A 20,205-nucleotide genomic window follows, 5' to 3' on the forward strand; every position below is an offset into this window, starting at 1 on the left:
GTATTCCTCACGCAGCCAATTGTTGCTGATTGGCCGCACGCCACATTTCACCCAATGCGCGACGGTAGTCCGTCGGCATGACCTTTACGAACTTGCCGCGCGAGGCTTCCCAGTCGCCCAGGATTTCGCGGGCGCGGTAGCTGCCGGTGTAGCGGAAGTGGTCTTCCACCAGGCGGCGCAAGATGGTTTCATCCGTCTCGCGTTCGCCACCGCGCTGCGCGCTGTGCCAGATGTCGATGTTGTTCAGCGCTTGCTGTTCCGCATGCGGCGCCACGCTTTCCAGTTCCACCATGGACAGGTTGACGCGGTGCTTGAGCGTGCGTTCCGGGTCCCACACATAGGCCACGCCGCCCGACATGCCGGCCGCGAAGTTACGGCCCGTGGCGCCCAGCACCACAACCGTGCCGCCCGTCATGTATTCGCAGCCGTGGTCGCCCGTGCCTTCGACAACCGTCGCCGCGCCCGAGTTACGCACCGCGAAACGCTCGCCGGCCACGCCGTTGAAGAACGCTTCGCCCGCCAACGCACCGTACAGCACGGTGTTGCCGGCAATGATGTGGTCGGGGCCGAAGCCGCGGAAGTCGTTGGGCGAGCGCACGATGATGCGGCCGCCCGACAAGCCCTTGCCGACGTAGTCGTTGCCTTCGCCCACCAGGTCCATCGTGATGCCGTGCGCCAGGAACGCGCCGAAGCTTTGGCCGGCGGTGCCGTTGCACTGGATGTGGATGGTGTCGTCGGGCAGGCCGTCGTGGCCGTAGCGCGAGGCCACGGCGCCCGACAGCATGGCGCCGATGGTGCGGTTGCGGTTGCGCACCGGCACGATGAACGACACCTTCTCGCCACGCTCAAGCGCGGGGCGGCTGCGTTCGATCAACTGGTGGTCCAGCGCGTTGGCCAGGCCGTGGTCCTGCTCTTCGGTCTGGCGCACGTCGGCATCCGACTGCGTTTGATGGAACACGCGGGCGAAGTCCAGGCCTTGCGCCTTCCAGTGTTCCACGCCCGAACGCATGTCCAGCAGATCGGCGCGGCCGATCAGGTCGTCGAACTTGCGAATGCCCAGCTGCGCCATGATTTCGCGCACTTCTTCGGCGATGAAGAAGAAGAAGTTCACGACGTGTTCCGGCTTGCCCTGGAATTTCTTGCGCAGGACGGGGTCTTGCGTGGCCACGCCCACCGGGCAGGTATTCAGGTGGCACTTGCGCATCATGATGCAGCCTTCCACCACCAGCGGCGCCGTCGCGAAACCGAATTCATCGGCGCCCAGCAGCGCGCCGATGACGACGTCGCGGCCGGTCTTCATCTGGCCGTCGGCCTGCACGCGGATGCGGCTGCGCAGGCGGTTCAGCACCAAGGTCTGCTGCGTTTCGGCCAGGCCCAGTTCCCAGGGCGTGCCCACGTGCTTGATGGACGACACCGGGGACGCGCCCGTGCCGCCGTCATGGCCGGCGATCACAACGTGATCGGCCTTGGCCTTGGCGACACCAGCGGCCACCGTGCCCACGCCCACTTCGGACACCAGCTTGACCGACACCGAGGCCTTGGAATTCACGTTCTTCAGGTCGTGGATCAGTTGGGCCAGGTCTTCAATGGAATAGATGTCGTGGTGCGGCGGGGGCGAAATCAGGCCCACGCCCGGCACGGAATAGCGCAGCTTGGCGATGTATTCCGACACCTTGTGGCCGGGCAACTGGCCGCCTTCGCCGGGCTTGGCGCCCTGGGCCATCTTGATCTGGATCTGGTCGGCGGACGACAGGTATTCGGCGGTCACACCGAAACGGCCCGAGGCCACCTGCTTGATCTTCGAACGCAGCGAGTCGCCCTTCTTCAACGCAACGTCGGCTTCGATACGGTCCGAACCGAGCAGCGAGGCCAGCGTGTCGCCGTCCTTGATGGTGCTCTTGCCTTCGCGCATTTCGGCGCGGTAGCGCAGTTCGTCTTCGCCGCCTTCACCGGTATTGGACTTGCCGCCGATGCGGTTCATGGCCACGGCCAGCACCGAGTGCGCTTCGGTCGAGATCGAACCCAGCGACATGGCGCCGGTGGCAAAGCGCTTGACGATGTCCTTGGCAGGTTCCACATCATCCAGCGGAATGGCGCGCGTCGGGTCGAAGCGGAACTCGAACAGGCCGCGCAAGGTCATGTGACGACGGCTTTGGTCGTTGATGATCTGCGCGTATTCCTTGTACGTGCGGTAGTTGTTGGCGCGCGAGGCGTGCTGCAGCTTGGCGATGGAATCCGGCGTCCACATGTGCTCTTCGCCGCGCACGCGGTAGGCGTATTCGCCGCCCGCGTCCAGGTCGTTGGCCAGCACCGGGTCGGTGCTGAAAGCAGCGCGATGCTGGCGCAGCGCTTCTTCGGCCACCTGGAAAATACCGATGCCTTCGATGTTGGAGGACGTGCCGGTGAAGTACTTGTCCACCAGCTTGCTTTGCAGGCCCACGGCTTCGAAGATCTGCGCGCCGGTGTACGACATATAGGTCGAAATGCCCATCTTGGACATGACCTTGTTCAAGCCCTTGCCGATGGCCTTGATGAAGTTCTTGACCGCCTTTTCGGGGTCATTCATCTTGCCCAGCGATTCCAGCGCCAGGTACGGGTGGATGGCTTCGGCGCCATAACCGCCCAGCAGCGCGAAGTGGTGCACTTCACGCGCGGAACCGGTTTCCACGACCAGGCCGGTGTTGGTGCGCAGGCCGGCGCGGATCAGGTGCTGGTGCACGGCGGACGTTGCCAGCAGCGCGGGGATGGCCACGCGCTCGCTGTCGACCAGGCGGTCAGACACGATCAGGATGTTGTAGCCGCTTTGCACGGCATCGACGGCGCGCGCGCACAGCGCGGCCACGCGGGCCTCAATGCCCTCGGAGCCCCAGGCGGCGGGGTACGTGATGTCGAGTTCGAAGCTGCGGAATTTCTTGCCCGTGACCTGTTCGATGTCACGGATCTGCGCCATGGCGGCGAAGTCCAGCACCGGCTGGGACACTTCCAGACGCAGCGGCGGGTTGACGTTGTTGATGTCCAGCAGGTTGGGCTTGGGGCCGATGAACGACACCAAGGACATCACCAACTGTTCGCGGATGGGGTCGATGGGCGGGTTCGTGACCTGCGCGAACAACTGGCGGAAATAGTTGTAGAACGGCTTGGCGCGGTCGGACAGCACGGCCAGCGGGGCGTCATTGCCCATCGAGCCGATCACTTCCTCACCGGTGGACGCCATGGGTTCCAGGATGAACTTGTAGTCTTCCTGGGTCCAGCCGAAGGCTTGCTGGCGGTCCAGCAGCGACACGGCCGACTGCGTGGCAACGGCGGTCTGGCGCGGCGCGGGCAGCGATTCCAGCTTGATCTGCAGGCGCTCGATCCATTGGCGGTACGGGCGGCTATTGGCCAGTTGCAGCTTGATTTCGGCGTCGTCGATGATGCGGCCTTGTTCCAGGTCGATCAGGAACATCTTGCCCGGCTGCAGGCGCCACTTCTTGACGATGCGATTTTCCGGAATCGACAGCGTGCCGGCTTCGGACGCCAGGATGACCATGTCGTCATCGGTGACCAGATAGCGGGCGGGGCGCAGGCCGTTGCGGTCCAGCGTGGCGCCGATCTGGCGGCCATCGGTGAACGCGACGGCGGCGGGGCCGTCCCACGGCTCCATCATGGCGGCGTGGTATTCGTAGAACGCGCGGCGCGACTCGTCCATCTGCGTGTGCTGTTCCCAGGCTTCCGGGATCATCATCATCATGGCGTGGGCCAGGGAATAGCCCGAATTCACCAGCAGTTCCAGGCAGTTGTCGAACGTGGCGGTGTCCGACTGGCCTTCATAGACGATGGGGTACAGCTTCTTCAGGTCGTCGCCCAGCACGGCCGATTGCATCATGCCTTCGCGGGCGCGCAGCCAGTTGAAGTTGCCCTTGACCGTGTTGATTTCGCCGTTGTGGGCAATCATGCGGTACGGGTGGGCCAGCGGCCAGGCGGGGAACGTGTTGGTCGAGAAACGTTGGTGTACCAGCGCCAGGGCGGACACCGTGCGGGGGTCGGCCAGATCGCGGTAGTAGCGGCCAACCTGGTCGGCCAGCAGCAGGCCCTTGTAGACCACGGTGCGAACCGATGCCGACGGCACGAAGTATTCCTTGCCGTGGGCCAGATGCATGGCCTGGATGGCGTGGCTGGCGGTCTTGCGAATGACGTACAGCTTGCGTTCCAGCGCGTCCGGCACCATCACGTCGGCGCCACGGCCGATGAACAATTGGCGGATGACGGGCTCGCAATCGCGCACCGTGGGCGACATGGGCATGTCGACATCCACCGGCACATTGCGCCAGCCCAGCACGACCTGGCCTTCGGCACGCACCGAGCGTTCAAGCTCTTGCTCGCAAGCCAGGCGCGAGGCGGTTTCCTTGGGCAGGAACACCATGGCCACGCCGTATTCGCCCGGAGGCGGCAGGATGATGCCTTGCTGGCCGAGTTCGTCGCGATAGAGCGTGTCGGGGATCTGGATCAGGATGCCGGCGCCGTCGCCCATCAGCTTGTCCGCGCCAACCGCGCCGCGGTGGTCCAGGTTTTCAAGGATCTTCAGGCCTTGCTGGATGATCGCGTGGCTTTTCTTGCCCTTGATGTGCGCAACGAATCCAACGCCGCAGGCGTCATGCTCGTTCTTGGGGTGGTACAGACCCTGGGCCGCGGGCAGACCGATGCGGGACGCATCGATAGGGGTGGCCTTGGGCGTGGGACAGGATTCGATCGGGGTAATTTGGGGCATGGCGCGCTCCGCAGTGAGCCTGCGTCGTAATGTTGCAGTGCAGGAGACGGACAATACCCCCACCGAGGGTAGGGTGCAATAAAAACAAACAGGGTATGACCCTATTTATATTGATGATCCATCATAGGGCATTAATATGGGGACATATTAAGGTCCGCGCCATTCCTGGGGCGATGCGCAGGGGTGAGCGCGAGGCGATCCGAGTCTGCACCAAAATCGATCTTTTTCGAATAATGCGTCCCCATTTTTTGGCGCGCATGTGCGCCATCGCCTGTGGCGAAAAATGCACAGCCGGGGGCAGTCCAGGTCCACAAAGGGCGTCAAATAAAAACCCGCCAGGCAGGCGGGTTTGGAAATTCAAGAAGTTGCCGGAGGGTTGTTGCTGGGCGGCGGGGTCGCGGGCGAATCCGATTCCGTTGCAGCGGCGGGTTTCTTGCGCGGCCGACCGCGCTGGCCCGGTGCCACGCGCCGGCTGGCGGTATGCGCCAGGCTGGCAATGAAGCTGGGCCCGCCCAATGCCCACTGGCCGGATACAGCTTGATCAATGCGCTGGGACTCTTCCCGCGACAAGCCGTCTTGCAAGCGTTTGCGGTAGTTGGCTTGACGGTCGAAAGGCGTGTTGCCGCAAGCCCAGTAGTCCGCGTGGTCGGACTGCCATTGCGCGGGCGCGGCCGTGGTGTTGCCGGTGTGGCTGGCCGCCGAGGACCATGGCCATGAATCAGGATCTTGCGAGGCGCCGCTGCGCACGGGATACGTTTCCAGCCAGACCAGCGCCGGCAGCACCCATGCGCCCGGTTCCAGCAAGGCGGACCGGTAACGCCCCGCGAAGACCCGGCCACCGCGCAGGCGAGCGGCCAGGTTGCGGCCCAGCGTCTGCATCAACCGAGGCAAACCTTCTTCGTCGGCGGGGGTGGCCAACAGCAGGATGCGGTCGTTCGCCAGCAGCCAGCCGTGGACAGACACCCGATGGCGTTGAGCGGATTCGCCCAGCCAGGTGGCCAATTGGTTCAGGATGTCGGCGGGCGCGGGTTGAGACGGCGCGGCCAGCGGCGAAATGAAGTTGGCCTGCACCAGTTGGGGCAGCCCAGGGGCGTACAGACGGGGCAGACGGGCCATAGTGTCAGGGCTTGCGTATCTGGAAGAACGGGTTGTCTTCGCTCACGGTATATAAATAGTGCCACGATGGGCGCTGGTCAAGTACCGCGATCACAATATGGGCACGGAATCGCTTTTTTTTGTCGTCCGGCCGGTATGCAGCGCAGGTTAACATTCGGCGACGGAACGTCGTACCGTGGATATACCCTAACCCGTCTTCGCTTTTTCATCCCCCGACCGGAGAACGTCCATGCCCGTGGCCCTGGAGCTCATTTCCCAGCATCGCTGCTTTGGCGGTACGCAGCGCTACTACCGCCATGAGTCCGCCCAGATCGGCCTGCCCATGCGCTTTTCGGTCTTCGTGCCGCCCCAAGCCGAGCAAGGCCCCGTGCCCGTGCTGTTCTTTCTGGCAGGCCTGACCTGCACGGAAGAGACGTTCATGATCAAGGCCGGGGCACAGCGCCTGGCGGCGGAATTGGGCGTGATGCTTGTTGCGCCAGACACCAGTCCGCGCGGCGCCAACGTGCCTGGCGAAGACGAAAGCTGGGATCTGGGCACTGGCGCGGGCTTCTATGTGGATGCCGTCACGCCAGCGTGGCGCGACCACTACCGCATGTACAGCTACGTGACCGAAGAACTGCACGCCATCGTCACGGGCGGCACATTGCCGGGCGATGCGTCGCGCACCGGTATTTTCGGCCACTCCATGGGCGGCCACGGCGCGCTGGTATTGGCGCTGCGCAACCCGGGCAAATTCCGTTCGGTGTCGGCCTTTGCGCCGATCGCCGCGCCCAGCCAGTGCCCCTGGGGCAAGAAGGCATTCGGCGCCTACCTGGGCGACAACCCCGCCGACTGGGCCGCGTACGACGCTGCTTCGCTGATGCAGGGGATGAAACAGCCCTTTCCGGGCGGCATCCTGATCGACCAGGGAGAATCCGACCAATTCCTGGCCGAGCAGTTGTATCCCGAGGTGTTCGAATCCGCCTGCGCCGCCGCCGGCCAGCCACTCACCCTGCGCCGCCAGCCCGGCTATGACCATGGCTATTACTTCATCTCGACCTTCATCGAAGATCACATCCGGTTTCACGTCGAGCGGCTTGGAAAACCGGCAGGGTGAAAGCCCGCTTCTATACTGGGTAGCCTGCCGCGGCAGGCTCGCGGCGCTCTGGGCGCATCGGGCTATCAGCCGTGGTGCGCTATATAGGAACGCCTGACTTGATCAACGGTATTGCTCCCTTCGTCTGGATTCTTCTGGGCGCCCTCGTCGTCCTGCTGCCCGGCCTTGTCATGCTGCTGAGCCGCGGCGGCCCGCGTGACGAGCGCGGCCGCAAGATGTTCCAGTTTCGTCCGGTACGCCGCCTGTTCGGCCTGATGCTGGTCTTGCTGGGATGTGTTTCCGGGCTGCTGGCCTTGTCGCTGGTGCAGTTTTACAAGCTGACTACGGACGAATCCGTGGCCCGGGTCGAAATTCGCCAACAGGCCGAAGGGCAGTTTCAGCTGACCGCCACCGGGCCGGGCACGGAGCCCAAGCAATACGTGCTGTATGGCGACCAATGGCAAATCGACGCCCGCGTCGTGCGCTGGAAGCTGCCGGCGCTGATGGCGGGTGTGCCGCCGTTGTACCGCCTTGAGCGCTTGTCAGGGCGCCACAGCGACATCGCGCGTGAAGCGACCGGCACCAGGTCCGTCCACGCGCTGGACGATTGGCCCGCGCCGGATCTTGGGTCCCTGAAGAAGAGTTTTCCGAACTGGTTCCCCTTCGTCGATGTCCAATTTGGCAGCGCCGCCTACATGCCGATGTTCGACGGCGCGAAATACCAGGTGTATATGGACCCGCGCGGCGCCTTGTTCATCCGGCCGGATGGAGAGGCCACGGCAGAGGGTTTGAAGCGTCTGGGCTGGTAGCGCCTTTTGGCCTGATCGGTGCGTCAGAAAAAATGGGGACACGCCATAAACTTGAAACTTTGACGCGGCGCAATAGTCGTATTAGCACTCCCTTTACTAGAGTGCTAACATCGAATCCATGTCGCTATCCCCTCGCTTTCCGGAGACCCCCGCTATGAAGCAACCCAGTACCTCGTTGGCCGCGTCTGGCAACGCTCTGGCGTTGGCCATTGCCAATCCGGGCGCACTTGGCACGATCGACGCTTATATTTCTACCGTCAACCGCTTGCCCGTTCTGTCGGCCGAGCGTGAAACCGAGTTGGGCCGTCGCCTGCGCGACCAGGAAGACCTGGGTGCCGCGCGCGAACTGATTCTTTCGCACCTGCGCCTGGTGGTGTCGGTGGCGCGCCAGTACCTGGGCTATGGTTTGCCCCACGCCGACCTTATCCAGGAAGGCAACGTTGGCCTGATGAAAGCCGTGAAGCGTTTCGACCCGGAGCGCGGTGTGCGCCTGGTGTCGTTTGCCGTGCACTGGATCAAGGCCGAAATTCACGAATACATCATCCGCAACTGGCGTCTGGTCAAGGTGGCCACCACCAAGGCCCAGCGCAAGCTGTTCTTCAACCTGCGCAGCATGCGTCCCGACGGCCAGACGCTGGACCCCGACCAAGTCGACCACATCGCCAGCGAACTGAACGTGCGCCGCGAAGATGTCAGCGAAATGGAAGTGCGTTTGTCCGGCCGCGACATGTCGCTGGAAAACCAGGATGACGATGACGACAGCTATGCGCCCATCGCCTACCTGTCCGACGACGGCCGCCAGGAGCCCACGCGGGTGCTGGAACGCGCCGCGCGCGACCAACTGCAAAGCACTGGCCTGACCAGCGCGCTGGATGCCTTGGACGCCCGTTCGCGCCGCATCGTTGAAGCGCGCTGGCTGCAGGATGACGGCGGCGCCACGCTGCACGAACTGGCGCAAGAGTTCGGCGTGTCCGCCGAACGCATCCGCCAGATCGAAGCCGCGGCGCTAAAGAAGATGCGCGGCAATCTGGCTTCCTGATTCGGTTCCCGATCCGCTGGTTGATGCCTGACTCGGGCCGCGCAAGCGGCCCTTTTCTTTGCCCAGCGTTTCCGCGTGCCACCCTGCCAATAACGGCGCCAATAAATTGATACAAATTCGCCGGCAAATTTCGGGCTCTTGCAGAAACTTAATAAAGAGAGCGCCGCCTAAGTTCATGTAGACCGCGAACTTTAGCTAGTTTGCAGTCTTGCCATCCGTCTCGGCTTCTCCTCTTTCCCCTCCCCTATGAGACGGATGCTTGCGGGGCACCACATATATTCATATATCTGGTGCCCCGATTTTTATGCGGCTTGCGCGTCGTCCGGCGCCAGCGCCGTATGCCACAACGCGTCCTGCACGCGACGCACGCCCGTGGCCATTGATCCATCCTGATAGAGCTTGATCCAACGGTAGCCTGGCGCCAGGTTGTCGACCACATGCTTGCCGTCGCGAATGCTGAACTGGAAGCAGGTCGATGGCGTGGCCAGCATGCGCAGGTTGTGGCGGCGGCGGTCGAATTCATGATGGACGTGGCCCCACAGCAGTACGCGCGCCTGCGGCCAGCGCGTCAGCCGCTTGAACAGCGCCTGCGGGTTGTCGATCATCATCGAGTCGTGCCAATGACTGTCGATCTGCATGGGGTTGTGATGCATGGCAATCAGGGTGTGACGTCCGGGCTCGGCCGCAAGCGCCGCTTCCAGCATGTCCAACTGGCTGTCGGACAAGTGGCCGGCATTGGAGCCAGGGACCGTGGTGTCCAGAGTCACGACGCGCCAGGCGCCCACATCCGTCACGGGCACTGACCATTGCGGCAGTTCTTGCCGCATCACGGCCGGCTGGTCGTGGTTGCCGGGCAGGCAACGGATCTGCGCACCCGACAAACCGCCGGCTTCACCCAAAATCGCTGCAAAGCGCCGATAGGCGGCGGCCTCGCCGTCTTGCGACAAGTCGCCCGTGGCCAGCAGCAGGTCGGGCCGTTTGCCGTCGGCTTCAATCTGGCGCAGCACCGCGCGCAGGCTCGCGTCGGTATTGACGCCCAGCATCGCGGTGTCGGGTTCGCCGAACAAATGGCTGTCGGTCAACTGGACCAGCATGGCGGGCGCGTCGTGACGGCGGGCCAGAGAGTGGACGCGTGGCAAGTGCCGCTCCTGCGTAGTTTGTACGTTTGCACATTACCCAAAAAACAGGGCGCGGCGCGTATCAGCCGCGGCACCTAGGGTAACGAAACGTGCATTCTCTACGATTCCCTACAGTTTCCTAGCCTGCCTCACTGAAAAATACCGCTATTCTTGTCGCACCTCTCACTGCTCGGGACGTGGCAATACCCATGGATGTAGGATTTCTCGTATTCGGCTTGGCCGGATTGCTCACGCTGGTTTGCTTTATGCCGCCGCTGGCTGGCCGGCTCAAGCTGCCCTATTCGGTATTGCTGGCTATTGTCGGGTGTTTGCTTGGCATCATCATCCACGTCCATGGTTGGGCACCCAGCTGGATCGCTGATTTTCTCGATTCACTGGAACGCTTCGAGATTTCGTCTGAAACCTTCCTGATGGTGTTCCTGCCGGTGCTGTTGTTCGAGACCGCGCTGGCCATGAATGTGCGCCGCCTCATGGACGACATCGGCCCCATTCTGATGATGGCGATTGTGGCCGTGGTGGTGTGTACCGTGGTGGTCGGGGTGACGCTGGACGCGATTTCGTCCTACGGCCTGGTGGTCTGCCTGTTGTTGGGCGCCATTGTGGCCACGACGGACCCGGTCGCCGTGGTGGGTATTTTTCGGGAAGTGGGCGCGCCCAAGCGGCTGACAACGCTGGTCGAAGGCGAAAGCCTGTTCAACGACGCCGCGTCCATCGCCTTGTACTCCGTGCTGCTGGCCGTGCTGAGCGGCCATGGCGAACTGACCGTCAGCGGCATTTTCAACGATTTCATCGTGCACTTTATCGGCGGCGGCGTCGCGGGCTTTGCGATGGGGCGGCTGGCCTGCTTCCTGTTCGCCTGGCTGCGCGGCTTTCCCACGGCCGAGATCACGCTGACCTTGACGCTGGCCTACCTGTCCTTCTTCATCTCGGAACACTATCTGAACGTGTCGGGCGTGGTGGCTACCGTGATCGCGGGCCTGGTCGTGGGCTCCACCGGCCGCACACGCATGTCGCCCACCACCTTTGAATACTTGTCCAGCGCCTGGGGACAATTCGGCTTCTGGGCCAATTCCCTGATTTTCCTGTTCGCGGCAATGCTGATCCCCAAGCTGATGGCGGCCGCGGATTGGCAGGAACTGCTGTTGGTGGCCGTGGTGTTCGTCGCGACCCTGGTGGCGCGCGCGATCGTCGTCTTCGGCCTGTTGCCCCTGCTGGGGCTGACGCGCCTGGGCACCAAGGTCAGCAACCCGTACAAGGTGGTGATGCTGTGGGGCGGACTGCGCGGCGCCGTGTCGCTGGCGTTGGCGCTGGCGGTGACCGAGCAGACCGGCGTGCCGGAAGAGGCGCGCCAGTTCATCGCGGTGGCAACCACCAGCTATGTGCTGCTGACGCTGTTCATCAATGGCATCAGCCTGCGGCCCTTGATCCGCATGCTGGGCCTGAACCAACTGTCGTCGGTGGAGCGCACCATCCGCAACCAGGCGCTGGCTGTGGCGTTGGAAGACCTGCAGGACAAAACCGATGAAGTGGCCAAGACCGAGCACATCGGCAACGAAGTGCGCGACCGCATCCGCGCCGTGTTCGACGCCAGCCTGACCAGCGTGCACGACGGCCAGGTCAGCCAGATGAGTGACGAGCAGCGCGTAGCCGTGGGCCTGGCCATCGTGGCGCAGCGCGAAGAGGAAATGTTTTTCGACATCCTGAAGGCGCAGATCGTGGACTGGCGCATGGCCGAGACGCTGCTGGCGCGCGCCGAGCGGCTGGAAGACGCCATCCGTCTGGGCGGCGTGCCTGGTTTTGAGCGCGCCATTGTGCAGGACGTGCGCTATTCCACCGGCTTCCGGCTGGCGCTGCGCATGCATTACCTGTTTGGTTTCCAGGGCTGGCTGGCGCGAGAGCTGGGCCAGCGCTTCGCCAATCTGATGAGCAAGCGCTCCGTAGCGCAACGGCTGATTGTGTTCGCGCGGGAACAGATCACGCCTTTGCTGGGCGAAGAGGCGACCCAGCGCATTGTGGCCTTGCACCAGCGCCGGCTCGACCTGATCGAAAACGCCCTGCAGGCGCTGAACCTGCAATACCCAGCTTATGCACAATGGCTGCAGGAAAGCTATCTGGGCCGCGTTGCGCGTGAACTCGAGCGTATTCGCTACCGCGACATGCTTGAGCAGTTTTTGATCAGTGGGGAGGTTTACGCTGACCTGATGGCGCAGTTGAAAAGCCGCTGGGCGCATATCGACTCGCATCCGCCGCTGGATATCGAGATGAGCGCGGCCGAGCTGATCAAGCGCGTGCCGTTGTTCGAGGGGCTGTCGCCGGATTCGCTGCGTGCCATCAGCAAGCTGCTCAAGCCGCGTCTGGCGCTGCCCGACCAGCGCGTGCTGACGCAAGGCCGGCATGGCGAGGAAATGTGCTTCGTGGCGTCGGGCGCCGTGGCGGTGCATCTGCCCGACAACACCCTGATCGAGCTGGGCAGCGGCGAATTCTTTGGCGAACTTGCCCTGCTGGGCGAAAAGAACATTACGCCGGAGGTCACGTCGTTGGGCTATAGCAAGCTGTTGATGCTGTCGTCGCGCGACTTTCATGCCTTGCTGGCCCGTGACGAGAATCTGCGCGAACGTATCCAGGTCGTGGCCAAGCAGCGCTTGCGCGCGATCGAAGTGTGGAAGCAGTTTTCTCAGGCGGCGCAGGCGGCGCCCGCCGCAACGCCCGCCCCCGCCTCGGCCCCAAGCCCGGCGCAGGCGGCGGAAGCGGCCGAAGCCGCGGGCGTGGCGCGTGAACTGGATGAGCCGGCGACCGATGCGCCGGGAACAGCGTCCCGCTGATTCAGATCTGGCCGGCGGCCTGGCGTTGCATGATGTCTTCGACGATCACCAGCGCCGCCTCCAGCGTGAACTCGCCGTCGGCGATCTGCCGCAGCACGGTGGGCACGTCGACGGTGGCGATCTCCATGACTTCACCGTCGCGGTTGGCGGGCCGCACGCCGGGCGCCAACACGCAGGTGCTGGTCAGCACGTCTTCCACCTGATAGCCCTCGGGCAGCCGGCGATGTATGCGCAGGATGGTGCGCAACGGCGTGCGGTTGACCAGGTCAGGTGCGTCCAGGCCCGCTTCTTCGCCGCATTCTCGCACCAGCGCCTGCTCAAGGTCTTCGCCACTGCCGGCCAGGCCGCCCACCAGCGTGTCCCACATACCGGGATCCGTCGACTTGCTGAGCGCGCGCCGCGCCACCCACATGCGACCGTCCGGGGTCCAGGCGTTCAGGTGCACCGCGTGGGTCAGCAGGCCCAGGGGGCGAACCGCCGCGCGCTCGATGACGCCCAACGCGTCGTCGCCGTCCATCACGTCCAGCAGCTCGTCGCGCCAGCCGCGCAGGCAGTTGGCTTGGCGCAACAGTTGCGCGGTATTTTCCAGCACGGCGTTCAGTGCGGCGCCGGGGCTAAGGTGCGCGCCGATGTGCAGCGCGGCGTCGTCGCAGACGATGCCGGGCGCATCGCGCAGTGCGTCGCAGGCGGCATGCGTGGCCCAGCCGCAGCGGCGGCCCGCTATATATAAAGCGTGCGCGCCTTCGGGGGCGGCTTCCTGCGCGCGGGCGCACAGGTCGGCATACAAATCGGGCAACTGCTTGGGCATCGTGGCGTGTGGTGATGAGGTTGCTGACGATTTTATGCCACACGGTTTGGCGTGCGCGTCAAGGGCCGAAGCTTGGGGCGGCGCAGATGGGGGCGAGGCCTTTTTATTCAAGAGCCCTGTCTTACATCTATTTGCGTGTCCGCTATAATCCGCCAGTTTCTTTGTGATTTCGAGTGGGAACGCGGGGGCCGCTCTATCTCCCTGCTTAACCCTGCCATCTAATAATTGCGCGTAGTCCTGTTGAAGTGACACTCGTGCCACTAGGCGACAAGGGCCCTCGCGCCGTGTTTCGAGGTAAGCATGAAGAAGTGGAGAGGGATACTGGGGGCTTGTGCGATGCTGATTGGCAGCGTGGCCGGTGCTCAGGTGCAAGACATGCCCGGCGGCCCGAAGGTCAATCAGCTCAACCTGCATGAAGGTGTGACCGCGATTTCGCGCGACATCATGTGGCTGCACTGGCTGTTGCTCACGATCTGTATCGTGATCTTCATCGGTGTGTTCGGGGTGATGTTCTATTCCATCTGGGCGCACCGCAAATCTCGCGGGCACAAGGCCGCGACGTTCCATGAACATCTGGGCGTGGAAGTCGCCTGGACGGTCATCCCTTTCATCATCGTCATCGCCATGGCCTTGCCGGCCACCAAGACGGTGGTGGCCATGAAGGACACCTCAAGCGCCGACCTCACCATCAAGGTCACCGGCTATCAATGGAAGTGGGGCTACGAATACCTCGACGGCTCCGCCGCCGGCGTCAAGTTCCTGTCCACGCTGGCCACGCCTCGCGCACAGATCGAGAACCGCGAGCCCAAGGGCCAGTTCTATCTGATGGAAGTGGACAACCACATGGTTGTGCCGGTGGATAAAAAGGTCCGCGTCGTGCTGACCGCGGCCGACGTCATCCACTCCTGGATGATTCCCGACTTCGGCGTCAAGCAGGATGCCATCCCTGGTTTCCTGCGCGACGCCTGGTTCCGTGCCGACACCCCGGGTATCTACCGTGGCCAGTGCGCGGAACTCTGTGGCAAAGACCACGCCTTCATGCCCATCGTTGTCGAAGTCCTGGCGCAAGCCGACTACGATAAGTGGGTTGAAGACCAAAAGAAGAAGATGGCGGCAAACGCCGACGATCCCAATAAAGAGTGGACGGAAGCCGAACTGGTTGCCCGTGGCGAAAAAGTCTTCGCCGCCAATTGCGTAGCCTGTCACCAGGCCAACGGCAAGGGCATTCCGGGCAGCTTCCCACCGCTTGACGGAGACAAGGTTGTTCTGGGTCCCCAAGCGGCCCAGATCAACACCGTGCTCAAGGGCAAGCCCGGCACCGCCATGGCGGCATTTGGCGGGCAGCTCAATGATGTCGAGATCGCAGCGGTCATCAGCTATACACGCCATGCCTGGAGCAATGCAGGCAAGGGGCAGGACCCGACGGTTCTACCGAAGGACGTTGCGGCTGCGCGCTGATCGCGCACCCCACGCCTACACCGATAGAACCGGTTCCGTTTAGTTAGAGATACCCTGCCGGTCCCGTGGATCGGGGCCGGCACTCAGCAGGAAGGAGTCCATCATGAGCAGCGTCACTGTAGACCACGTGTCGCCGGGCCACGGCCACGGTCACGATGACCACCACCACGCCATCCCCTCCGGTTGGCGCCGCTGGCTTTTCGCCACGAACCATAAAGACATCGGGACGATGTATCTCATCTTCTCGTTTGCCATGTTGCTGGAAGGCGGCACGCTTGCCTTGCTGCTGCGTACTGAATTGTTCGAGCCGGGCCTGCAATTCTTCCGCCCCGAACTGTTCAACCAGTTCACCACCATGCACGGCATCATCATGGTGTTCGGCGCCATCATGCCGGCCTTTGTGGGCTTTGCGAACTGGATGATCCCGATGCAGATCGGCGCATCCGACATGGCGTTCGCGCGCATGAACAACTTCAGCTTCTGGCTGCTGCCGGTGGCCGCCATCATGCTGACGGCATCGTTCTTCGTGCCGGGCGGCGCCACCGCCGCGGGCTGGACGCTGTATGCGCCGCTGTCCTTGCAGATGGGTCCGGGCATGGACCTGGGCATTTTCGCGATGCACTTGATGGGCGCGTCCTCGATCATGGGCGCGATCAACATCATCGTGACCATTCTGAACATGCGCGCGCCCGGCCTCACGCTGATGAAGATGCCGCTGTTCTGCTGGACCTGGCTGATCACCGCCTTCCTGCTGCTGGCCGTGATGCCGGTGCTGGCCGCCGCCATCACCATGGTGCTGACCGACCGCCACTTCGGCACGGGCTTCTTCAACGCCGCCGCCGGCGGTGACCCGGTGCTGTACCAGCACGTGTTCTGGTTCTTCGGGCACCCCGAGGTCTACATCATGATCTTGCCGGCGTTCGGTATCGTGTCGGCCATCGTGCCCGCGTTTGCCCGCAAGAAACTGTTCGGCTACGCCTCGATGGTGTACGCCACCGCGTCGATTGCCGTGCTGTCGTTCATCGTGTGGGCGCACCACATGTTCACGACGGGCATGCCGGTAACCGGCCAGCTCTACTTCATGTACGCCACCATGCTCATCTCCATCCCGACCGGGGTGAAGGTGTTCAACTGGGTTGCCACCATGTGGCGCGGCTCGATGACGTTCGAAACGCCGATGCTGTTCTCGATCGGCTTCATCTTCGTGTTCACCATGGGCGGCTTCACCGGCCTGATCCTGTCGGTGGCGCCCATCGACATCCAGGTGCACGATACCTATTACGTGGTGGCGCACTTCCACTACGTGCTGGTGGCGGGTTCCCTGTTCGCGCTGTTCGCGGGCGCCTACTACTGGGTGCCGAAGTGGACGGGCCGCATGTACAGCGAAAAGCTGGGCAAGCTGCACTTCTGGTCCACGCTGATTTCGTTCAACGTCACCTTCTTCCCGATGCACTTCCTGGGGCTGGCCGGCATGCCGCGCCGCTACGCCGACTACGCCGCGCAGTTCACGACGTTCCACCAGATGGCCACCATTGGCGCGTTCTGGTTCGGCTTGTCGCAGCTGATCTTCCTGTGGGCGATCGTGCGCTGCTACATGGGCAAGGGCGAACCGGCGGCCGCCAAGCCGTGGGAAGGCGCCGAAGGGCTGGAATGGACGGTGCCTTCGCCCGCGCCGTTCCACACCTTCGAAACCCCGCCCGAAGTCAAATAAACCGTCTTCCACGTTTCAGGTAGCACAGCAATGACACCCGAGCAGCGCCGCCGTAACAAGATTGCAGGATGGGTCCTCGTGGCCTTTGTCATTGCCGTGTTCGGCTGGACCGTGTTTCGCGGTTCAGCCCTGCTGACCGGCAACGCGGTCAGCTAGGCGCAGGCCATGAGCGACGATCTGCACGAAACCTCCCGGCGCAAGCTGAGTTTCCTTCAGACCATGAAGGCGGTGGCTTGGGGGTTCTTCGGTGTGCGCAAGGGGTCTGGCCACCAGGAAGACATCGCCAAGCTGAACCCGGTGCACGTGATTGTGGCGGGGCTGCTGGCGGCGGCAATCTTCGTAACTGTGCTGGTTTTAATTGTGCGTTGGGCCGTTTCCAGCCTGACTTGAATCACTTAATTCTATAAATCTGTACCAGGGAGAAAGCCATGAGTGCAAGCCACTCGGTTCAAGGTAAAGAGGCACCGTACTACTTTGTGCCCGCCGACTCGGGTCATCCCGTACGCACGGCGGTGGCGCTGCTGTTCATGGGGCTGGGCGCCGCGGCCTGGATCAACGGGGTCGACTGGGCCAAGTGGTCTGTCCTGGCGGGGTTCATCGGCTTGATCGTGGTGCTGTATTACTGGTTTGGCGACGCCATCCAGGAATCCGAAGCCGGCCTGAACAGCAAGCGCATCGACGGGTCTTACCGTTGGGGCATGAGCTGGTTCATTTTCTCGGAAGTGATGTTCTTCGCGGCTTTCTTTGGCGCGCTTTGGTACACGCGCACCATCACCACGCCGTGGCTGGGCGACATCGATCACCGCCTGATGCTATGGCCCGATTTCAAGGCCGCGTGGCCCAACTTCGGACCGGCCGGCGTGGTCGAGGAATTCCAGACGGTCGGCCCGTTCTGGCTGCCCACGATCAACACCGCGCTGCTGCTTTCCTCGGGCGTCACGCTGACCATCGCCCACCATGCGCTGCGCGAAAACCATCGCGGCAAGACGATGTTCTGGTTGGCCGCCACGGTCATCCTGGGTTTCATCTTCGTGGCCTGTCAGGCCGCGGAATACCACCACGCCTATACCGAACTGAACCTGAAGTTCAACTCGGGCGCGTACGGTTCGCTGTTCTACATGCTGACCGGGTTTCACGGGTTCCACGTGATCCTGGGCGCCACGATGCTGACGGTGATCCTGATACGCCTGATGCGGGGCCACTTTACCGCCGACCATCACTTTGGATTTGAAGGCGCGGCCTGGTATTGGCACTTTGTGGACGTGGTGTGGCTGGGGCTGTATTTGTTTGTGTATTGGTTCTGATGTTGGGTGATGGGTTACGCGCGCTTGATGCCGGGGTTCTTACGGTGAATCCGGCGCGCTACACCCATCCTACGTGGCGAGGTTGCAGCAGCCGGACATCGTAGGATGGGTGAAGCGCGGGAACTCCTGCGCAAGAACCCTGTCGATAATCGCGCGCAACCCATCAAGCAGCGGTGAAGTGGTGCAAGCCCTCCAACGGAAGGCTGAGGTGTGGCAAAGCTTGTTGATTGGGTGGCGTTGCGTGATGGGTTACGCGCGTTGGGTGTTGGGGTTCTTGCGGAGAATCCAGCGCGCTTCACCCATCCTACGTTGCCATAGCCATACCCATCACCGCAGGCCCGTGCTTTCGATCCAGCCCATGTGATGGGCGAACAGCACGAACAGGAACAGGGCGACCGACAGCCCGATGCGTACCGTCAGCGCATTGACGGTGCGGTTGGTGGATCCTTTGTCCCGCATCAGATAGACCAGGGCGGATGCCAGACTGGCCAGAATTCCGATGAAGGCCAGTACGACGAAAACGCGCATGGTGGTCTCCGGACAAAACAGAGTTAGCAACGATACATGGCCCGACCGCATTCAACACGCTACACGGTAACCGCCCTACTTCTGCTTGGCATCGCCGTGGTGATTCTGGTGTCGCTTGGGCAGTGGCAGTTGCGTCGCAGCGATGAGCGACGCGCCATTCTGGCCGCTATCGAAGCGGGCCGCAAGCAAGCGCCGGTGTTGTTGACACCCGCCACCCCTTCTGACGATTTGACGCCCTGGCGTGTGGCTCAGGCCACGGGCGTGTGGCAACCGCAATTCAGTGTACTGCTGGACAACCGCAACCACGAAGGGCGGCCCGGCTACTGGCTGGCCACGCCGCTGCTGCTGGATGGGTCTTCGCGTCAGGCCGTACTGGTGCTGCGCGGCTGGCTGCCTCGGGCCATGCCCGGCCGGGGCGAACCCGCGTTGCCGGCCACGCCGCAAGGCCCGCAGACCGTCACCGGCGAAATGGCCGAACGTGTGCCGCGCCTGTTTGAATTGTGGTCGCTTGGTGGGCAGGATCAATCGGCCCTGCCCGCCACGCTGCCGGTCGCGGACGGCAAGGTGCCGCAGGTTCAAAACTTGCCGCTGGACGCTTATGCGCGTGCGACAGGGCTGAACCTGCTGCCCGTCGTGTTGGCCCAGAGCGGTCAGAGCAGCGCGAACGCTCAGAGCAGTTCGAACGCTCAGAGAAGTTCGAATGCTCAAAGCAGCCCGAACAGCCAGACCAGCCAGACCGCTCAGCCCAACCAGGCCGACGGCGACGGCCTGGTGCGCGACTGGCCTCAGCCGTCCGTGGATTTTGAAAAGAATACGTCTTACGCGGTCCAGTGGTTCGCGTTCGGCTTGATTGCCGCCATCGCATGGCTGGTGGTGCTGGGGGGCGCCATCAAGCGCATGCGCCAGCGCGCGGGACAGGGCGCAAGGCCCTGAGCGCGCGCATCAATGAATGACTCTTCCAGGATATAACGTGGCTCGCGACATCTCATCCCACACACCCGCACGCAAGCGTTCGTTGATGCCCATGCTGCTGGTGTTCCTGTGTTCGCTGGCGCCCATCGTGGCCGCCTTCGTGGTGTACATGAACCCGCAATGGTGGCCGGACGAGTCCAGCAATTACGGCACGCTGGTGTCGCCGCAGCGCCCCATGCCCGCCGCCAACGAACTGAAACTGACGACCTTGGACGGCAAGCCGTTCGACCTGCAAAGCTTGAAGGGCAAGTGGCTGCTGGTGGCGGCCGATGGCGCGGAATGCCCGGAAAGCTGCGCTCGCAAGCTCTACATTACGCGCAACACCCACGCCAGCCAGGGCAAGAACGTGGATCGCCTGGCCCGCGTCTGGTTCATTACCGACGACGCGCCGGTGCCGCAGAAAGTGCTGGATGCCTATCAGGGCACCGTCATGCTGCGCGTGAACCCGGACCAGCTTGCGCACTACCTGCTGGCCCGCGACACCGCCGCCGGGCAGCCGGGCTTGCAGGACCCGATCTGGGTGATCGACCCGCTGGGCAACCTGATGATGCAGTACCCTGCCCAGGCGGATGGCGTGAAGGTGCGCAAGGACATCAGCAAGCTGGTCTATAACTCGCGCATTGGTTAAGCATTCTTTGCCCGCCACCGGCACCCTATGGGGTGCGCGGCTCGGGGGT

The 20,205-nt window shown here is 63.1% G+C and carries 16 protein-coding genes; 11 read left to right on the forward strand and 5 right to left on the reverse strand.

The features are described 5' to 3' along the window. Nucleotides 1-7: 7 nt before the first annotated feature. Together ELS24_RS01040 and ELS24_RS01045 are read right to left on the reverse strand one after the other, a co-directional pair. Nucleotides 8-4,747: a glutamate synthase-related protein gene (locus tag ELS24_RS01040; protein WP_050449649.1), complete on the reverse strand. Its 4,740-nt coding sequence runs from the start codon at nt 4,745-4,747 to the stop codon at nt 8-10. A 357-nt stretch (nt 4,748-5,104) separates the two neighbouring features. Then, entirely contained in the window at nt 5,105-5,863 is a 759-nt protein-coding gene (locus ELS24_RS01045) for a hypothetical protein (protein WP_050449648.1), read from the reverse strand. Between the two features lie 229 nt (nt 5,864-6,092). Between ELS24_RS01045 and fghA the strand changes: the two genes are divergently transcribed. The 3 genes from fghA to rpoH all read left to right on the forward strand — a co-directional run bounded on the left by fghA (nt 6,093) and on the right by rpoH (nt 8,786). Further along, the gene (fghA, locus tag ELS24_RS01050) at nt 6,093-6,959 is read left to right on the forward strand and encodes an S-formylglutathione hydrolase (protein WP_050449647.1); all 867 of its coding nucleotides are present in this window, start codon (nt 6,093-6,095) and stop codon (nt 6,957-6,959) included. Nucleotides 6,960-7,057: 98 nt separating this feature from the next. After that, the gene (locus tag ELS24_RS01055; protein ID WP_127183153.1) at nt 7,058-7,747 is read left to right on the forward strand and encodes a hypothetical protein; all 690 of its coding nucleotides are present in this window, start codon (nt 7,058-7,060) and stop codon (nt 7,745-7,747) included. 154 nt (nt 7,748-7,901) lie between these two features. Then, entirely contained in the window at nt 7,902-8,786 is an 885-nt protein-coding gene (gene rpoH / locus ELS24_RS01060; RefSeq protein WP_050449645.1) for an RNA polymerase sigma factor RpoH, read from the forward strand. Between the two features lie 302 nt (nt 8,787-9,088). Here the strand turns inward: rpoH and cpdA are convergent, their stop codons facing one another. After that, nucleotides 9,089-9,925, reverse strand: coding sequence for a 3',5'-cyclic-AMP phosphodiesterase (gene cpdA / locus ELS24_RS01065; protein WP_050449644.1), 837 nt, complete (start codon nt 9,923-9,925; stop codon nt 9,089-9,091). A gap of 188 nt (nt 9,926-10,113) precedes the next feature. Here cpdA and ELS24_RS01070 point away from each other — a divergent pair, with 188 nt between their 5' ends. Next, entirely contained in the window at nt 10,114-12,747 is a 2,634-nt protein-coding gene (locus ELS24_RS01070; protein ID WP_127183154.1) for a cation:proton antiporter, read from the forward strand. Nucleotide 12,748: 1 nt separating this feature from the next. Here the strand turns inward: ELS24_RS01070 and ELS24_RS01075 are convergent, their stop codons facing one another. Next, nucleotides 12,749-13,555: an NUDIX hydrolase gene (locus tag ELS24_RS01075; RefSeq protein ID WP_127183155.1), complete on the reverse strand. Its 807-nt coding sequence runs from the start codon at nt 13,553-13,555 to the stop codon at nt 12,749-12,751. A gap of 300 nt (nt 13,556-13,855) precedes the next feature. Between ELS24_RS01075 and coxB the strand changes: the two genes are divergently transcribed. The 5 genes from coxB (at nt 13,856) to ELS24_RS01095 (ending at nt 18,028) form a co-directional block, all read left to right on the forward strand. Next, nucleotides 13,856-15,013, forward strand: a complete 1,158-nt coding sequence (gene coxB / locus ELS24_RS01080) for a cytochrome c oxidase subunit II (protein WP_050448186.1) — start codon at nt 13,856-13,858, stop codon at nt 15,011-15,013. A 103-nt stretch (nt 15,014-15,116) separates the two neighbouring features. Next, nucleotides 15,117-16,724, forward strand: a complete 1,608-nt coding sequence (gene ctaD / locus ELS24_RS01085; RefSeq protein ID WP_050448185.1) for a cytochrome c oxidase subunit I — start codon at nt 15,117-15,119, stop codon at nt 16,722-16,724. A 30-nt stretch (nt 16,725-16,754) separates the two neighbouring features. Further along, nucleotides 16,755-16,880: a cytochrome oxidase small assembly protein gene (locus ELS24_RS31130; protein ID WP_230694699.1), complete on the forward strand. Its 126-nt coding sequence runs from the start codon at nt 16,755-16,757 to the stop codon at nt 16,878-16,880. 9 nt (nt 16,881-16,889) lie between these two features. Further along, on the forward strand, nt 16,890-17,114 hold the full coding sequence (locus ELS24_RS01090) for a DUF2970 domain-containing protein (RefSeq protein WP_050448184.1): 225 nt from the start codon (nt 16,890-16,892) through the stop codon (nt 17,112-17,114). A gap of 38 nt (nt 17,115-17,152) precedes the next feature. Beyond that, the gene (locus ELS24_RS01095; RefSeq protein WP_050448183.1) at nt 17,153-18,028 is read left to right on the forward strand and encodes a cytochrome c oxidase subunit 3; all 876 of its coding nucleotides are present in this window, start codon (nt 17,153-17,155) and stop codon (nt 18,026-18,028) included. 327 nt (nt 18,029-18,355) lie between these two features. On the opposite strand, the gene ELS24_RS01100 is transcribed toward ELS24_RS01095, so the two are convergent. After that, nucleotides 18,356-18,556, reverse strand: a complete 201-nt coding sequence (locus ELS24_RS01100) for a twin transmembrane helix small protein (RefSeq protein WP_006392373.1) — start codon at nt 18,554-18,556, stop codon at nt 18,356-18,358. Between the two features lie 36 nt (nt 18,557-18,592). On the opposite strand from ELS24_RS01100, the gene ELS24_RS01105 reads away from it, so the two are divergent. After that, entirely contained in the window at nt 18,593-19,489 is an 897-nt protein-coding gene (locus ELS24_RS01105) for an SURF1 family protein (RefSeq protein WP_127183156.1), read from the forward strand. Nucleotides 19,490-19,574: 85 nt separating this feature from the next. Beyond that, nucleotides 19,575-20,156 carry an SCO family protein gene (locus ELS24_RS01110; RefSeq protein ID WP_050448194.1) on the forward strand — a complete coding sequence of 194 codons (582 nt, stop codon included), beginning with the start codon at nt 19,575-19,577 and terminating at the stop codon, nt 20,154-20,156. Nucleotides 20,157-20,205 lie beyond the last annotated feature (49 nt).

This window comes from Achromobacter spanius, assembly GCF_003994415.1.
GTDB classification, from domain to species: domain Bacteria; phylum Pseudomonadota; class Gammaproteobacteria; order Burkholderiales; family Burkholderiaceae_B; genus Achromobacter; species Achromobacter spanius_C.

Bases quoted from the DNA above. Each gene is read 5' to 3' on its own strand.
- rpoH (WP_050449645.1), top strand. From the start codon at position 7,902: ATGAAGCAACCCAGTACCTCGTTGGCCGCGTCTGGCAACGCTCTGGCG.
- ELS24_RS31130 (WP_230694699.1), top strand. From the start codon at position 16,755: ATGACACCCGAGCAGCGCCGCCGTAACAAGATTGCAGGATGGGTCCTC.
- coxB (WP_050448186.1), top strand. From the start codon at position 13,856: ATGAAGAAGTGGAGAGGGATACTGGGGGCTTGTGCGATGCTGATTGGC.
- ELS24_RS01070 (WP_127183154.1), top strand. From the start codon at position 10,114: ATGGATGTAGGATTTCTCGTATTCGGCTTGGCCGGATTGCTCACGCTG.
- ELS24_RS01040 (WP_050449649.1), bottom strand. From the start codon at position 4,747: ATGCCCCAAATTACCCCGATCGAATCCTGTCCCACGCCCAAGGCCACC.
- ELS24_RS01110 (WP_050448194.1), top strand. From the start codon at position 19,575: ATGCCCATGCTGCTGGTGTTCCTGTGTTCGCTGGCGCCCATCGTGGCC.
- fghA (WP_050449647.1), top strand. From the start codon at position 6,093: ATGCCCGTGGCCCTGGAGCTCATTTCCCAGCATCGCTGCTTTGGCGGT.
- ELS24_RS01095 (WP_050448183.1), top strand. From the start codon at position 17,153: ATGAGTGCAAGCCACTCGGTTCAAGGTAAAGAGGCACCGTACTACTTT.
- ELS24_RS01100 (WP_006392373.1), bottom strand. From the start codon at position 18,556: ATGCGCGTTTTCGTCGTACTGGCCTTCATCGGAATTCTGGCCAGTCTG.
- ELS24_RS01075 (WP_127183155.1), bottom strand. From the start codon at position 13,555: ATGCCCAAGCAGTTGCCCGATTTGTATGCCGACCTGTGCGCCCGCGCG.
- ELS24_RS01045 (WP_050449648.1), bottom strand. From the start codon at position 5,863: ATGGCCCGTCTGCCCCGTCTGTACGCCCCTGGGCTGCCCCAACTGGTG.
- ELS24_RS01105 (WP_127183156.1), top strand. From the start codon at position 18,593: ATGGCCCGACCGCATTCAACACGCTACACGGTAACCGCCCTACTTCTG.
- ctaD (WP_050448185.1), top strand. From the start codon at position 15,117: ATGAGCAGCGTCACTGTAGACCACGTGTCGCCGGGCCACGGCCACGGT.
- ELS24_RS01090 (WP_050448184.1), top strand. From the start codon at position 16,890: ATGAGCGACGATCTGCACGAAACCTCCCGGCGCAAGCTGAGTTTCCTT.